We start from the raw sequence: 15,815 nt of genomic DNA, 5'->3' as shown, positions 1-15,815 counted from the left end.
TGAATCTTTTCCTCATTGTTTCAAAATCGATAGCTGTGGCGATTGGATTTTTTGCATGTCACGTGTCATCGCTGTCGTACCTGTTCGTGTCAATTCCTTGATGCCATAGGGTTTCAGCAATTCAATGAACGCTTCAATTTTTTCGGGATGACCGACAACTTGATAGGTCACAACGCCTTTGCTAGAATCAAGGATTCTCGCCCCGAATGGCTCGATGATGCTGTTCATTTCACTTCTGACATGTGGCGGTGAAATGACCTTCACTAAAGCAAGCTCACGCATGACGATTGATTTGTCCGTAATGTCATTGACTTTCAAGACATCAATTTGTTTGGACAGCTGTTTAACGAGCTGTTCGATTTTCCGTTCATCATCCACATTGACGATAAACGTCATTTTTGATCTGTCGGGCTGGTCTGTGTGACCTACACTAATACTTTCAATATTGAATTGCCTTTTCATCAGTAGGCCCGTCACCCGATTCAATACACCACTTTGATTGATGACCGTTACAGTAATGACTCTTTTCATTTCGGGTTCCTCCCAATCATTTCATGTAGCCCTGTACCTGGTACTACCATCGGATAGACGTTTTCCAACTGCTTTACGCGACAATCAATGAGGACCGGTTCATCCGATAATAATGCTTCTTGGAACACTGTTTCAGCTTCTTCCAACGTTTCAATACGGTAACCCTTGATATCATACGCTTCTGCTAGTTTGACAAAATCCGGTTGTACAGGAATCAAGGATTGTGAGAAGCGTTCCTCATAAAATGTTTCCTGCCATTGACGAACCATACCGAGTGCTTGGTTGTTCAAAATAACAACTTTCACAGGAATGCGAAGCTCTTGTAGTAAGGATAGCTCCTGTGCCGTCATCTGGAAGCCAGCATCACCCACAATGGCAACAACACGTTTATCTGGTTTTGCAATTTGAGCACCCACTGCTGCTGGGAAACCGAAGCCCATTGTTCCAAGCCCACCGGAAGTTACCCAGTGATCCGGATTATTTAGTGGATAATATTGCGCCGCCCACATCTGATGTTGTCCGACGTCTGTCGTCACAATGGCATCTCCATTCGTCACACGGTGGATGATTTCCAAGGCTTGTTGAGGAAGCAATGCCTTTTCATCCGTGTTATACCATAGAGGATACTCGTTAAGAGATTCCTGTAAATACGTTAGCCAATCGCCTGTCTCTGTCACAGTAATTTCTTGCTGTAACAAAGCTTTTAATGCTTCCTTCGCATCTGCCACAATCGGGATTTCTGTCGGGACATTTTTGCCGATTTCGGCTGGGTCGATGTCGATATGAATGACTTTTGCGTTTGGAGCGAATTTCCCCAGATTTCCCGTCAATCGATCATCGAAGCGTGCACCAATATTGATGAGTACATCGCATTTATAAAGTGCCATATTAGATGTAACCGTGCCGTGCATACCAGCCATTCCAAGGAACATTTCGTGATTTCCGTGGATTCCACCAAGTCCTAGTAGCGTGTTCGTTACTGGAATTTGATGTTTTTCTACGAATTCTTTCAATTCGTCCATTGCTTGTGCATGAAGAATACCGGCACCTGCAAGAATCAATGGTTTTTTCGCTTGGGAAATGGCTTGTGCTGCTTTTTGTATTTGTAAAAAGTTTGGAGTTGTTGTCGGTTGATAGCCTGGTAAATTGACTTCTGCCTCTACCTCATTAGTAGGTACAGCTAGACTCGTAGCAATATCTTTCGGAATATCGACTAGAACCGGACCTTTACGTCCCGTTGAAGCAATATGGAACGCTTCTTTAATAATCCTTGGTAAATCTGCTACGTTATTTACTTGGTAATTATGTTTCGTAATTGGTTGCGTGATACCGATAATATCAGCTTCTTGGAAAGCATCTGTCCCAATGACGGAGCTTGCTACTTGGCCAGTAAAAACAACGAGTGGTAGTGAGTCCATCATGGCGTCGGTAATTCCTGTTACTAAGTTTGTTGCTCCTGGACCTGATGTTGCAATGACAACGCCTGGTTTTCCAGAAACACGTGCATAGCCTTCAGCCGCATGAATCGCGCCTTGTTCATGTCGAGCAAGTACGTGAGTGATTGGGTTTTGATACAGTGCATCATAGATGGGTAAAACGGCCCCCCCAGGATAACCGAAGACAACTTCGACACCTTGGTCCTTTAACGCCTGAATGAGAACAGCCGACCCATCTTTCGGTTGGTTTGTTTGTTGTTCAGTCACAGTTTCCGGTGCCATTTCAGTTGTTACTTGCTTCGCTTGAACTCCAGCATTCATCTACAAACTCCTCCTTACTGTTTTTAATTATTGAATAATCACTTAATTCATCGAATAAAAAAAGCTTTCTTCATCCACGCAAAGAAATATTCTTCTTTACATAGGGATGAAAAAGCTTTTCATGGTACCACCCTTGTTCGTAGCAAAATCGCTACCTTATGAATAGACGAGTCTATTCGTTGCTAACGAGCACAGATTTCTCTAAGCCCGAGATTGCCTATTGTTACACAAGTTTCAGCAATCCACTCCGAGGGGATGTCGCGGTTGGTTGTATTACCGGCTTTCAGCACCACCGGCTCTCTGTGAATACGAATTCCAACCACTTTTACCTCATCAACGAGTTAATGTATTTAATTACTTTAGATTTTCATTACGCCGCCAGTACTTGCAGATGTGACAAGTGCTGAATATCGAGCTAACCAGCCTTTTTTAATTTTCGGTTCGAACGGTTGTAGGTTCGATTTACGTTCTGCTAAAATCTCATCCGCAACCTCGAGCTCAATTGTTCTATTCGTCAAATCAATTGCGATGATGTCTCCATTTTCAACAAGTGCGATAGGTCCACCATCAGCTGCTTCAGGGGATATATGTCCGATTGAAATCCCACGAGAAGCTCCGGAGAAACGTCCATCCGTAATTAGTGCTACCTTTGTGCCTAAACCGCGTCCTTGAATTGCGGATGTCGGGGCAAGCATTTCTGGCATTCCTGGTCCACCTTTTGGTCCTTCGTAACGAATGACCACGACATGACCTTCACGTACAGTGCCATTATCGATGTTTTCTTGTGCATCGTCTTGTGATTCAAAGACAATTGCTTCACCACGAAACTCTTTAATGGATGGATCGACAGCACCTACTTTAATCACCCCACCATCTGGTGCGATGTTTCCGAAAAGAACGGATAGACCACCGACCTTACTATGTGGGTTATCTTTCGTACGAATGATTTTGTCATTGAGAATCGGATAATCAGCTACATCTTCACCAATCGTTTTTCCAGTTATGGTAATGCGGTTTGGATGAATGGCACCTGGTATTTTCGTTAGTTCATTAATAATAGAACTTACGCCACCTGCTTTAAAAATATCATCCATTGAAACATCTGAAGCTGGCATAATTTTCGCTAAATAGGGGACGCGCTCTGCCACTACGTTAATATCATGAACGTTATAGTCAATTTCTGCTTCATGAGCGAGTGCTAATGTATGCAATACGGTATTCGTTGAACCACCCATTGCCATATCTAAAGCGAATGCATCGTCAATAGCTTCTTTTGTAACGATATCGCGAGGTTTAACGTCTTCTTTAATCATCCGTATCAAATGTTTGGCTGCATCTTTAATGAGTTTATGTCGCTCATCTGAAGTTGCAACAATTGTTCCATTGCCCGGTAATGCTAAACCAACCATTTCCATTAAACAGTTCATGGAATTCGCAGTGAACATTCCTGAACAAGAGCCGCATGTTGGGCAAGCGTTATTTTCAATGTCGAGAAGTTCTTCGGCTGACATTTTGCCTGCTTTATAGGCGCCGACCCCTTCAAATACCGAAGTGAGTGACAGTGCCTTCCCATCTGAAGATACACCAGCTTCCATTGGACCACCTGATACAAAGACAGAAGGGACATTCGTGCGAACCGCTGCCATTAGCATTCCTGGTGTAATTTTGTCACAGTTTGGAATATAGAACACACCGTCAAACCAGTGTGCGTTAATGACCGTTTCCGCTGAATCAGCAATGAGCTCACGGCTTGGCAATGAATACCGCATACCGATATGCCCCATCGCAATTCCATCGTCAACACCAATTGTATTGAATTCGAACGGAACCCCGCCTGCTTCCCAAATGGCTGCTTTGACAATTTCCGCAAACTTGTTTAGGTGCTTATGTCCCGGAATAATATCAATATATGAGTTACAGACACCAATGAATGGTTTCTCTAAATCTTTCGTTTTAATACCAGTCGCGTAAAGCAAACTTCTGTGAGGTGCGCGATCCACACCTTTTTTGATCATGTCACTTCTCATAGCACTCTCTCCTAATCAAATCACTCACACATGAAGGAAGAACAGTTTTAATTCTTCTCTGCTCGCTTATTTTGTAATTTTACTCGTTTCGCTTAAAAGTTTGTGATTTGAATCACGAACTTTTATTGGATTGAAGTCATCATATCTTGGATTCCTACTAGAGTCAACAGTCTTTTTTAAATTATTAGCCAATTACAAATAGTGCGTTTGTTTGAATGCGCTTACAAATCCCGACGCATCGCGATATATTGCATACTACTATTTTATGAACAAATTAAAATATTTTTTTCAGAGTCATTTTTGAGCTCGCGGGAGTGCTTGTAGAAATTCGTGAACTGGCTAGAAGGGCTAAGACTGTAATGACTAATGTGGGAACTGTAATGACAAATCCGAAAACTGTAATGGGGCTCTAAAACTCTAATGGGAAATGCACAAACTGTAATGGCAAATCCGAGAACTGTAATGGCGCGCTATAACTCTAATGACAAATGCACAAACTGTAATGGCAATATGGCTAACTGTAATGGCGAGTACTCTCCTGTTAATCAAATCACAAGAACCTGCAACCAAGAGCGAAGAGTTTCCAACTATTAGCAGCTGGCACGTTAAGGTAACGCACAAAAGCCACCATCTCTATCATTGAAATGGTGGCTTCCTAATTTAATTTCATATACCAACAGGAACAATATACATCCCTGCCTGCTCATCTGTTTTTACGACAACGTCAACGCCATAAATTTCTTTCACTGTTTCCACTGTAATGACTTCGCTAGGCGTACCTTTGACAACAACTTTACCGTTTTTCATCGCAATGATGGTGTCGCTATAGCGGATGGCTTGGTTAATATCATGCAGCACCATGACGATCGACATACCGTGTGTACGATTTAAGCTCTTGATCAATTCTAATAGCTCGTATTGGTAATAAATGTCGAGATAAGTTGTCGGTTCATCTAAAAAAAGATAGGGCGTTTTTTGTGCAAGCGACATGGCAATCCAGACACGTTGCATTTGACCACCTGACAATTCGTCAATCGGCACTTTTCTTTTGTCCGTCAAATTCGTACAGTCTAGTGCCCACTCAACGGCTTGTTCGTCTTCCTCCGTCGTTGAGGAGAACAGATTTTTGTAAGGTATTCGTCCATAGCTCGTTAACTTTTCGACGGTCATATCAGAGGGGGCGTTATTTTGCTGATGGACGACAGCTAACTTCTTCGCCAGTTCCTTCGGTTTAAAGTCCGTGAGTGCTTTGCCATCTAAGAGTACTTGTCCACGTTGCGGCTGATAATTATTCGACATGATGCCAAGCAGCGTTGATTTGCCACAACCATTCGGTCCAATAATCGTTGTGATTTTCCCACTATCAATCGTACTTGTGACACCATGTAGTGTATTGACTTTTTTATCGTACGAAAAAGTAATATCCTTAATGTCCATAAATACGATCACTCTTTCTGAGTAAGAATATGAGGAAAGGTCCTCCGATGACGGCCATGATGATAGATGCGGGTATTTCATTCGGCGCGATTATTGTTCTGCCAAGTGTATCCGCCGTTAAAATGAGTAATGCTCCCGCCAACGCTGAAAATGGAATGAGCACTTTGTGATCCGTGCCGACTAACGAACGGCCAATATGCGGGATTAGCAATCCGACAAACGCGAATAGCCCAGCAACAGACGTCGCAACTGATGCAAGTAAGACTGCGACTAATGAAATCACAAAGCGTGCCAAATTGACATTGACACCCAGGTTTTTCGCTGTTCGATCTTCTAGCGCCAAATAATTACACCACGCATACATACCGAATGATAAAATGAGCCCGATAGTGCCATACAACACAATGACATCGACATCGCTCCATTTTTTCATCGTCAACGTCGAGGTCAGCGTCTGACTTAGGGATTGAGTCAATGCACCGCCACTAAACCCTAGACCCTGACTAAGCCCCGTAAATAAGGCGTTGACCGCAATTCCGATTAAAATCATGCGTAACGGGTCAAGTCCTGATTTCCAAGATAATGAATAGACAAGGAAAAACGCCAAGGCTCCGCCTAAAAAAGCGAACAGTGGCACAAAGAAATACAACGTTGGGAATAAAGCTACGACGAGTATCGACATAAACCCTGCACCCGCTGAAACACCGATAATACCTGGATCCGCTAAAGGATTACGCATAACCGCTTGCAATAGCACCCCTGCCACTGACAAAGCCGCACCCGCAAACAATGCTATGATAATCCGCGGAAATCGTAAATCTTGAATAATCGCCATATCATCATTCGTTCCTGTGAATAGCCCTTGAATGAGCTCGAACAGTGTAACTTTTATGCTACCTGTAATGGCCGATATAATAATGACAACGGCGAGCAGTATGATGACACTGACAAAACTAAGCATTTTTTTATTTTTAGCAAACATCCTTTTCCCTACCTTTTATGGATACAACATTTTTTGCAGTTCATCCAACGCTTCAATAGCTGCTAGATTACCAGTTGTCCCAAATAGAAGTTCATCCAAATCATAGACACGATTATTTTTCACTGCTTCAAAATGTTTCCACACATCATTCGTTCGGAATTCATCATCAAACATTTTAATGACCTCTTCAGGCATACCATGTGCCGCCCTTAAAATGATATCCGGTTTAGCCTGCTGTAAATATTCCGTATTAGATGATAAAAACTCGACATCTTCCCCAGTGATGACATTCTTCCCACCACTACGCTTCACAAGATCACCGATGTAAGAATGTTCAGTTGCAACGAGATAACTGCCCGGGATCCCCAGTAATATGAGAACAGAGGGTTGCTTTTGTCCTTCTACTGCTTGCTCAATCTCAGCTACTTTCGTTTCAAATTGATCAATTATCGCCTGCGCTTGTGTTTGACGATCATATTTTTCGCCCATTTTCAAAATTTCATCGTGCATCGCGTCGATGCTTTCCAAATTGACATAGGTCATATCAATATTGCGCTCATCGAACATTTCTTGCAAATCATATTGTAATGTTGTCACGGATAGTATTTCCGTTGGTTTCAATGACAAGAGCATTTCCATATCAGGGCTCATCGGATTGCCGACTTCTTTAGCGTCTTCATAGCGCACCGGTAAGTCTTTATAGCTCGATGGAATACCGACTAAATCAAGTTCCAGCGCATCCATAATTTCCGTCAAAGCGACTGTCGTTGCAACAATTCGATCCTCTGCTGGATCGATGGGCTCTTTAGTAGAAGCCTCATTTTGTGATGAACAACCAGCCAACACAATGGTGATAAGTATGCATAGCATATAGCTCATTTTCCGCATATTTATTGAACAACTCCTTAAAGAAGGGTCTTGATATTACATCAAGGCCCGCGTTAGTTATGATTTTCGTTTTCTATTGAATAGTAACACTGCACCAACAAGAACAACAATTGCAAGAATTATAATGATCCATGTCGGATTAAAATTCGGTGTTGAAATCGCTTCTACTTCTTCAACGACCGGTTCTTCAATTCCTTCAGCTGTTTCCTCAGCTTCTAGTTCTTCTGCATCGTCCTCACTTGCCGGAACTTCAGCGTCTATGGAATCCGTTGACTCAACTGGTTCAGTTGATGTTTGATCTTTTTCCACAATCGAATCTTCTGCTTTTGGATTAACAGCATCCTCTTTGGATGTTGCGGGTTTTTCTTCTACTTTTGGCGGTGCTTGTTGGTTTTTCTCTTCTTTTGTATCAGATGGTTTTTGAGACGGTGTCGTAGCTACTTTTTCCGGCTCAGAAGGTTTAACTGCTGGAGTTGGGGTAGATTTTGGTTTTTCAACGACAGGCGCTAACGGGATATTCGAGCTGTTAAATTTGAATCGAATATCGTATTTATTGTCATAATTAAAGCCAGGAATCCCCGTGACAATAATATGGATTTTAGCGTTGATCAATTGGTTGAGGTCTTTCACTTCAAACTTCACAACACGCTTGTCATTCGCCGTATCATTACTGACCACTTGTACTTCAGCGCCGTTCACTCTAAAATACTGCCACCACGAGCTATTATTCAGCGTCATCACTACATGCATCTTACCGTTTTGGACAATTAGTTTTGCTGGACTGACAACGTAGTCCGCTGTTGCCGATGGTTCACTACCCGAATCTTTTAACACGCTAAACGGCACCACATATTCACCGTCAGCATAAGGTGAGGCGGCTGCGGCTTTTTGAGGTACGAATGTTGGAATGATAAGCATTAACATCATAGCTGCTAAAAAAATAACATTCTTTTTCAAATCAAACTCTCTCCTTTATTAAGGAACTTTTCCCCGGCAATCACTACAACGCCGGCCATCACTAAGTACAGTGACGCCGGCATTGGGATTGCTATTCATATAGATTGATAATTATTTAAGTTTTTCGACTAGCTGATAAACCATTTTAGATGCATGTGCACGAGTTGCGTCTGCTTGTGGTTCGAATACTTTCTGACCTTTTACTTCTTTTCCACTAATGATACCAAGGCCTGCTGCCAAATCGATTGATTTTTTTGCCTCAGCAGTGATGTTTTTAGTATCTGTAAATACTACTGCATTTGTTACGTCCTTTAATACACTTGCATCCTTGAATTCAATCGCACGGATAATCATTGTTACCATTTGTTGACGAGTAATTTTTTCATTCGGGTTATACTTGCCTTCATTTCCTTTAATAATGCCTGCACGGTTTGCTGCTTCGATTTCAAAAACAATTCCATCCATCGCTTGTGTTACATCAGAGAATGTTCCTTCGAAATCTTGTTTTGGAAGTTCAAGTGCACGTGATAACATCAATGCAAATTGCGCTCTTGTAATCGTGTCATTCGGAGCAAACGTTGTAGCTGTTTTACCTTTAACGATTTGTTTAGCAGCAAGTGCTTCAATATATGGTTTTGCCCATGATTTGTCGATGTCTGCAAATTTAACAATTTCTTCAGTTGTTACTGCTTTGACACTATCTTTATCAAAAGCAAGACGAACTGTATAGTTGCCAGTGTGATTTGCTGCCGCCACAAATACTGTTACTTTTGCATTCATGATTGCAGCTAGATCTGCTACTTCAAATGATACGACACGCGTATTAGCCTTTTCGTCTGTGTTCACAATTGTTGCGTCAACGTATTTACCGTCTTGCTCTACTTGGAATGCTGTTATTTGTTCGTTATTTGTTAACGTCAGTGCTACAAGATTTTTACCGCCTTTTACTGTAAGTGCTGCGGGTGTTTCGATATATCTTGTCATAGAAGATTCTTTGTCTTCCTCTTCATGCAATGCTTTAAAGTCGATTGTAAATACACCATCTGTTGCTACTTCTTCAGTTGCTGCTTTGATGCTTTTTTGATCAAAAGCAAGACGAACTGTATAGTTACCCGTGTGGTTTGCTGCTGCCACAAATACTGTTACTTTGGCATTCATGATTGCAGACAGATCTGCTACTTCAAATCCAACTACACGTGTGTCTGCTTTTTCGTCTGTATCAATAACTGTTGCATCAACGTATTTACCGTCTTCTTGCTCTACTTGGAATGCCGTAATTTGCTCGTTATTTGTTAACGTCAGTGCTACAAGATTTTTACCGTCTTTCACTGTAAGAGCTGCCGAAGCATCAATATATCTACCCATTGAAGATGCCTTATCTTCTGTTTCATGCAATGCTTCAAAGCCAATTGTATATGCACCATCTTTCAATGCTTCTGGCTTCACATCCGGTTTTACCTCAGGGTTTACTTCTGGTGTTGCAGGAGTTTTGCTGCCGTCAAATTTCAAACGGAGATCATAGGTATGGTCATACTCGCCAATCCCTGGCACACCTGTAACAATGATATGAGCTTTAACATTCAAAACTTTAGTAATATCTTGCACTTCAAATTTTACAAGTCTAGTATTTGCTTGCGTATCTTCACTAACGACTACTGCATCTACAAAATTAGCTTCTGTAAATGTACCTGGTTGTGTCGCCTGCACTTTTAGTGTCTGCCAAAACTTAGCTTGCTGTAGTGTTACGTATGCATAGGTCTTGCCGTCTTCAACAGCAATTTTTGCTGGGCTTTTCACAAAATCTCCAGCAGTAGACTTGTCATCACTATCTGCTTTTAATACGTCAAACGCTACCTCAAGTTCTTGTGTAGTTACTTCAGCAGCTTGAGATTGAAGTGCTGGAAATACTGAAAATACAACGAGTAGTGCTGATAATAATAGCATGATTTGCTTTTTCATTTGTTTCTCTCCTCTAATTGTGGTTTATTTTTTTGATGATTTAACTTTGCGCGCGATGATAACAATCACCACGGCAAGTACTGCGATAAGTATATAGATGATTACATTGTTCCCTGTTTTTTCTTCAGTTTTTGATTCCGATGAAGGAACGACAACAGCAGGCGCGTCTGTTTCTTGAATTGTCTCCAAGTCAAAATTCAAACGAACGGTATACTTATGGTCATACGCAGGCTCCATATCCTTAATGACAATGTGCATTTGCATAAACACAGGCTCGGAAATATCTCCGTCTACCTTAAATGCAATGACACGTTGATCATTTTCGGGATCTTCACTAACGACAGCCACATCGACAAACGACTCTCCGTCTGCAGCCTCAAGAACTTTAACCCAATCACTGCGGTTAACTGTGAATTGAATATATTGGGCTTCACCGTCGACTGTAAGTATTGCTGGTTTTTCAAAATAATCATTAGCAATAGACACGGAATCATTTTCGGCCTGTAGCATCTCGTATTCGACAACATATGTACCATCAGATAAATCAGCCGCAACAGATAGCGGAACAACAGCTATCATACTAACAAGTACGGCCATGAAAAACGGAAGTACTACCTTTTTTTTCACGAACGATACCTCCTCACTTCCCTAATAACCTTTTAGTAGGCAAGCTCTTGTCTCTTCGATTCAAACTAGATATTGAGAATGATTATCACTGCAGGACTCTTCCTAATAATAACTGATAGAATACCAATGTCAACGAGTCATTAGACCTTTCACAAACTGTTCACATTTTTATTATAAAATTGTGCCACAGAATTACTGTACAATAGTTTTCTAAAGGATTTTTCATACATTCATAAGAACTTTCAAAATTGAAGTTCCTACTGACGTGATTAGCTTGTAGAGTTCATGAAAGGGTTAGAATTAGAACTTCAAAAAGCTAAGGAAGAAGCGAAATAAGTATAATAAAAAACGGAACAAGCACTGAGCTCGTTCCGCTTTTTTGTTTAAACAATTATTTTTTAGCTGTTACTGTAGCTCCTGCTACCACTACGTTACCAGATACATCTTTAATCGTTAATGAATCCGATACAACTTCTATAGTTACAGTTTGAGTAGCATTAAAAGTCGGGATTGTTACTACTACTTTATTGTCACCTTTTACACCATCAAGAATAGCCGTTGGCACTACAATGCTGCCATTTACCTTCACGACAAGATCATTGATATGATTAAGGTCATCAGCTACTGCTGCTAAAACCTCACTGAAAGTTAATTCCACTTGGTCAGCATTTACTAACTTAGCAGATACCAATTGGGGAGCCTTTGTATCATTTAATGTAATTTGCTTTGTAAATGTTGTTAGCTTATCAGTAGCAACAATCGTGCTACCAGCAATTGTTTTTACATTTTTGCTGATTTCGAATTTGTATCCTGCTTTAGCAGGAACTTCAAAATTAGTAGGCAATGTAATACGAACAGATTGTTTATTCCCAACAAATCCAATAGTAGTCCCCGCTGGAAGTTCACTATTATCTAATTTATAATTCGCTAGCTCGATTGCCGAATTAGCCATATCGTTAGTTCCATAAGCAATATCAATATAATTTACTACTTTACCATTGATGATTGCCGTGTTCACAGCTACTGCACTAGTAGCTAGTTCTTGGTTTGTAGCAACAGTTGAGAAATTAACAGATGTTGTCGCACTAAGATTTCCATTCAAATCTGCATCTTTCACAGCATTAGCAGCTAGAGTAATTGTATAAGTACCTTCTTTAGGTGCTTTACCAGAGATTGTTAGCGTTAAATTCTTATCTGCATATCCTCTAGTAGCTGTTTGGATAATTCCATCCGGATCTTTTACAGTGATTACACCTGTCCCAGCAGTAATACTCTCACTGAATGGAATTGTAATAACAGTACCAGTACCTTTAGCAACCACTGTATTTAGGTTAGTAGATACAACTGTTGGTACTTCAGTATTTCTAGTCAATGAAACTGCTCCAGTATATTTGCTGCCCAGAAGATTTACTCTGTCTTTATATTTAGTCACTTCAACTGATAACGACACTGTGCTTTCGTCTTTATTGAATAAATCATTTGATCCGGCTTTCGTTTCAACGTTTACCAACCATTCTTTCTGTAAACCTGTTTGACTAACAACTTTAGCTTCAAATTCAGTTGCACCTTTGACAGTTTTGACAGTTGGTTGTGTGACAGCTTCGCTAAATACAAGTTTGAATGTAGTAGCAGTAACCTTTTCAATACTAGCTACTGTTGGAGCTGTTATATCTTCAGACACTGTATAAGAAGCTGTTAATGTGCTTGCCTCATTCCCAGCCTTGTCTTTTGCCCCTATAATTGTAACAGCATGTGCGCCATTAGTAGCTGCAATGCCTGTTGTCGTAGCTACATATGTGTAAGTTCCAGCCTCAGCATCAACAGCTGCAAAGCCATTATACTGAACGCCATCCACTCTAACGATTGCTTTTGATAAATCAACTTCTTCATTAAAAGTTAAGTTGAGCTTGCCATCGTAAGATGCTGAAACCAAGCTAGGTGCCGCATCGGTGCTGATAGAAACTGTCCCGTTAAACTTATCTACCTTATGGAAAGAAGCCGTTAAAACAGTTGAAACATCAACAGTATAGACAGTGTTCTTCACAAGTACATCAGCGAAACGGATGATAACTGATTTACCATCAGCTTGCAACTGAATATCCTGAATTTTTTTTGCCTTTTCTGCTGATGGAGCATTAGCAGTAACAGCATAATTAGCAATTGTTTCAGCAGATTTTTTATCCAACGCTTGGCTGAAAGTTAACTGTAATTCTGTTGAATTAAGTGCTTTCACTTCAGTAACAAAACGATCGTCTGCCGCGAAATCGAATGTTACCGCGATTGTTTTTTCTACTTTTTCTTCACCTTTAGTAAGTGTAACAACATAGTCTCCAGCTGTTTTCCCTGCTACTACTGTTGCTACAACGTCTTTTTCAGTGACAAGTGAAGTTACATATGTTTGAACTGCAGCTAGTTTATTAGCATCAGTTGCATCCACTCCGCGTGAAACTGTTACTGCTCCCGCTTTCACTTGTTCAGCTGCCGCTTTTACTGCAACTAAATCTTCGTTTACTTCATATTCTTGAACAGCAGAAAAGTCTGTATTGATTGTTTTATAAAGGAATGTAGCAAATTGACCACGAGTTGTTGTGTTTTTAGGATTGAAAACTGGCGCAGCTGGATTCGTGATGTCAAAGTAATCTAGAACATCAATTGCTGTACGTGCCTCAGCTTTTGCTTTTCCTAGATCCGTAACATCTTTTTCAAAGTCTTGTGCCGCAACATAAGTGACAAGTTCCATATCTTTTACTTCATCAAAAGCACGCACGAGAACGACAGCCATGTTTTCACGAGTGATATTGTCACCAGCCAATAGATTGCCGTTACTCCCTTTGAATACGCCATTGTCTTTAACAACTGCAGCATATTGCAAGAGTTCATCGTTTGATTTTGATGTTAAATCTGTAAAACGCATGTTAGTTTTGTAATCTGTCGGAATTTCATACCCTTCAGTCACAAGCCATTTCCCCATCAATTTAACAACATCAGAACGAGTCAATTTCTTGTTCGGTAGGAATGTACCATCTGGATAGCCTTTGATGACACCCGCATCAGATAGTGCGTCGATTGCAGTTTCATGCGTATTCCCTTTGCTATCTTTGAAATCCTTCGCACTTGCTACTGGTGCAACCGCAGATGCAACTAGAGCCGCTGACGCCGCGCCCAGTACAAATTTTTTATACTTCCTTGATTGAAGATTAGCCATTATTTTATTTCCTCCTCTTGAATAAATAGACACGGTACAGCTTATGTACCTTGGTTGTTGCACCATTTATATTAGCATGGTAGTTAGTCTCTATTAGGGTCCAATTTTTGGTTGTTTGCCATTTAATAGATTGATAGGACGAGGGAAGTATGTAGTATTTTGCGAGGAGTTGACAACGTAAGCCGCTTACTTCGAAACGTTTTGGAGGAACTAGACAACGTTTTCGGTGAACTATGCAACGTTCACGAGAGTTGACAACGTAATTCACTTACTTCTAAACGTTTTGGAGGAACTAGACAACATTTTCAGCAAACTATGCAACGTTTCACTTAATCCCTCAAAAAAAGCAGTACCCCCGAATGATTTATCATTCCAAGGATACCGCTTTTCACCTGCAACTTTTAAACAACTCCATAATTATTCACTGCAAAAGTATTACGTTAGCTCTACTGGTTGCCCAGTTTGAATGGATTGATAACAAGCCTCTATTACTCGCATATTATTAACCGTGGATTGCCCAGTAATTGCAGGATCCGTATTATTTAGTATTGCCGAGGAAAAATGCTCTACTTCCAAACGATAAATGTCTCCAGACACTTTTTCTTCTCTACTCATCCCATTTCCTTGTACCAGAATAGAGCCTATACCACCATTCACATCTGGACGGAATGCAAAAGGTACCTTAATCGTCCCTTTTGTCCCAACAATCTCATACTCATTTCTTGCGGTCATGTCAAAACTACAGTCGAAAATAGCTGTCACACCATTATCGAGCTTTATATGACTATATGCGCTAATATCAATCCCTGATTCAGGTTCTATTACGGCAACGGCCTGTACTTCAATAGGTTCTGCTCCTGTTATACGGCGAATGACTTCTATAGAATAACAACCCAGATCGTATAAGCTGCCTCCACCCATATCTTTGTCCATTCGAATATCACTATTACGATTCTCTAAGTAAAAAGAATGGCTGGATCTAATCAATTTAGTCTCCCCGATTTCTCCGGAAGCTATAATTTCTTTCACACGTGCATGCTGTGGATGAAATTGGTACATAAATCCCTCCATAAACTTCACGTTATGCTCCGAGCAAATTCGTACCATTTCAGCGGCCTCACCGGCTGTTAATGCCGCTGGTTTCTCACAAAGTATATGCTTTCCTTGTTTAGCAGCTTGTAGTACCCATTCTTTATGCAAATGATTAGGGAGAGGTATATATACCGCATCGATATCCGGATCATTCAATAACTGCTCGTAACTTTCATAAGCTTTAGGTATGTGTAAAGCCGATGCGACTGCATGGACTTTACTTCCTCGACTTGCAATGGCGACAACTTCTGCATTTTCTGCTCGAAAAATGGCTGGAATCAGTTGTGTTTGAGCAATGTTTGCTGTGCTTAATACTCCCCAACGAACTTTTTTCATCATCACACGCCCTTTAT

At 40.8% G+C, this 15,815-nt stretch carries 11 protein-coding genes and 1 other annotated feature; all 11 genes read right to left on the bottom strand.

Annotated features, from left to right (window positions below):
- Positions 1-12 precede the first annotated feature (12 nt).
- The 11 genes from ilvN to MKZ10_RS05585 all read right to left on the bottom strand — a co-directional run bounded on the left by ilvN (position 13) and on the right by MKZ10_RS05585 (position 15,801).
- The gene (gene ilvN, locus MKZ10_RS05635; RefSeq protein ID WP_342508654.1) at positions 13-531 is read right to left on the bottom strand and encodes an acetolactate synthase small subunit; all 519 of its coding nucleotides are present in this window, start codon (positions 529-531) and stop codon (positions 13-15) included.
- Complete coding sequence (gene ilvB, locus MKZ10_RS05630) at positions 528-2,249, bottom strand: acetolactate synthase large subunit (protein ID WP_342510035.1); 1,722 nt, start codon at positions 2,247-2,249, stop codon at positions 528-530. Before ilvB ends, ilvN begins: the two co-directional genes overlap by 4 nt.
- A gap of 138 nt (positions 2,250-2,387) precedes the next feature.
- Positions 2,388-2,634 (bottom strand) — a binding site (T-box leader).
- A 13-nt stretch (positions 2,635-2,647) separates the two neighbouring features.
- A complete protein-coding gene (gene ilvD, locus MKZ10_RS05625; RefSeq protein ID WP_342508653.1) occupies positions 2,648-4,315 on the bottom strand; it encodes a dihydroxy-acid dehydratase in 1,668 nt (555 codons plus the stop codon).
- 666 nt (positions 4,316-4,981) lie between these two features.
- Positions 4,982-5,752, bottom strand: coding sequence for an ABC transporter ATP-binding protein (locus MKZ10_RS05620; RefSeq protein ID WP_342508652.1), 771 nt, complete (start codon positions 5,750-5,752; stop codon positions 4,982-4,984).
- Positions 5,742-6,734 carry an iron ABC transporter permease gene (locus MKZ10_RS05615; RefSeq protein ID WP_342508651.1) on the bottom strand — a complete coding sequence of 331 codons (993 nt, stop codon included), beginning with the start codon at positions 6,732-6,734 and terminating at the stop codon, positions 5,742-5,744. The genes MKZ10_RS05620 and MKZ10_RS05615 overlap by 11 nt, the downstream gene beginning before the upstream one ends.
- Before the next feature lie 15 nt (positions 6,735-6,749).
- The gene (gene isdE, locus MKZ10_RS05610; protein ID WP_342508650.1) at positions 6,750-7,622 is read right to left on the bottom strand and encodes a heme ABC transporter substrate-binding protein IsdE; all 873 of its coding nucleotides are present in this window, start codon (positions 7,620-7,622) and stop codon (positions 6,750-6,752) included.
- Positions 7,623-7,679: 57 nt separating this feature from the next.
- Complete coding sequence (locus tag MKZ10_RS05605) at positions 7,680-8,579, bottom strand: NEAT domain-containing protein (protein ID WP_342508649.1); 900 nt, start codon at positions 8,577-8,579, stop codon at positions 7,680-7,682.
- Between the two features lie 111 nt (positions 8,580-8,690).
- The gene (locus MKZ10_RS05600; protein WP_342508648.1) at positions 8,691-10,538 is read right to left on the bottom strand and encodes an NEAT domain-containing protein; all 1,848 of its coding nucleotides are present in this window, start codon (positions 10,536-10,538) and stop codon (positions 8,691-8,693) included.
- A gap of 24 nt (positions 10,539-10,562) precedes the next feature.
- Positions 10,563-11,165 (bottom strand): NEAT domain-containing protein, encoded by a 603-nt coding sequence (locus MKZ10_RS05595; protein WP_342508647.1) that lies wholly within the window; start codon positions 11,163-11,165, stop codon positions 10,563-10,565.
- 391 nt (positions 11,166-11,556) lie between these two features.
- Positions 11,557-14,370, bottom strand: a complete 2,814-nt coding sequence (locus MKZ10_RS05590; protein WP_342508646.1) for an S-layer homology domain-containing protein — start codon at positions 14,368-14,370, stop codon at positions 11,557-11,559.
- Between the two features lie 435 nt (positions 14,371-14,805).
- Entirely contained in the window at positions 14,806-15,801 is a 996-nt protein-coding gene (locus tag MKZ10_RS05585; protein WP_342508645.1) for a Gfo/Idh/MocA family oxidoreductase, read from the bottom strand.
- Positions 15,802-15,815 lie beyond the last annotated feature (14 nt).

The organism is Sporosarcina sp. FSL K6-2383 (genome assembly GCF_038618305.1).
Classification (GTDB): domain Bacteria; phylum Bacillota; class Bacilli; order Bacillales_A; family Planococcaceae; genus Sporosarcina.
Note: the sequence above shows the minus strand (reverse complement) of the source record. Positions and strands in the feature narration are given on the sequence as shown.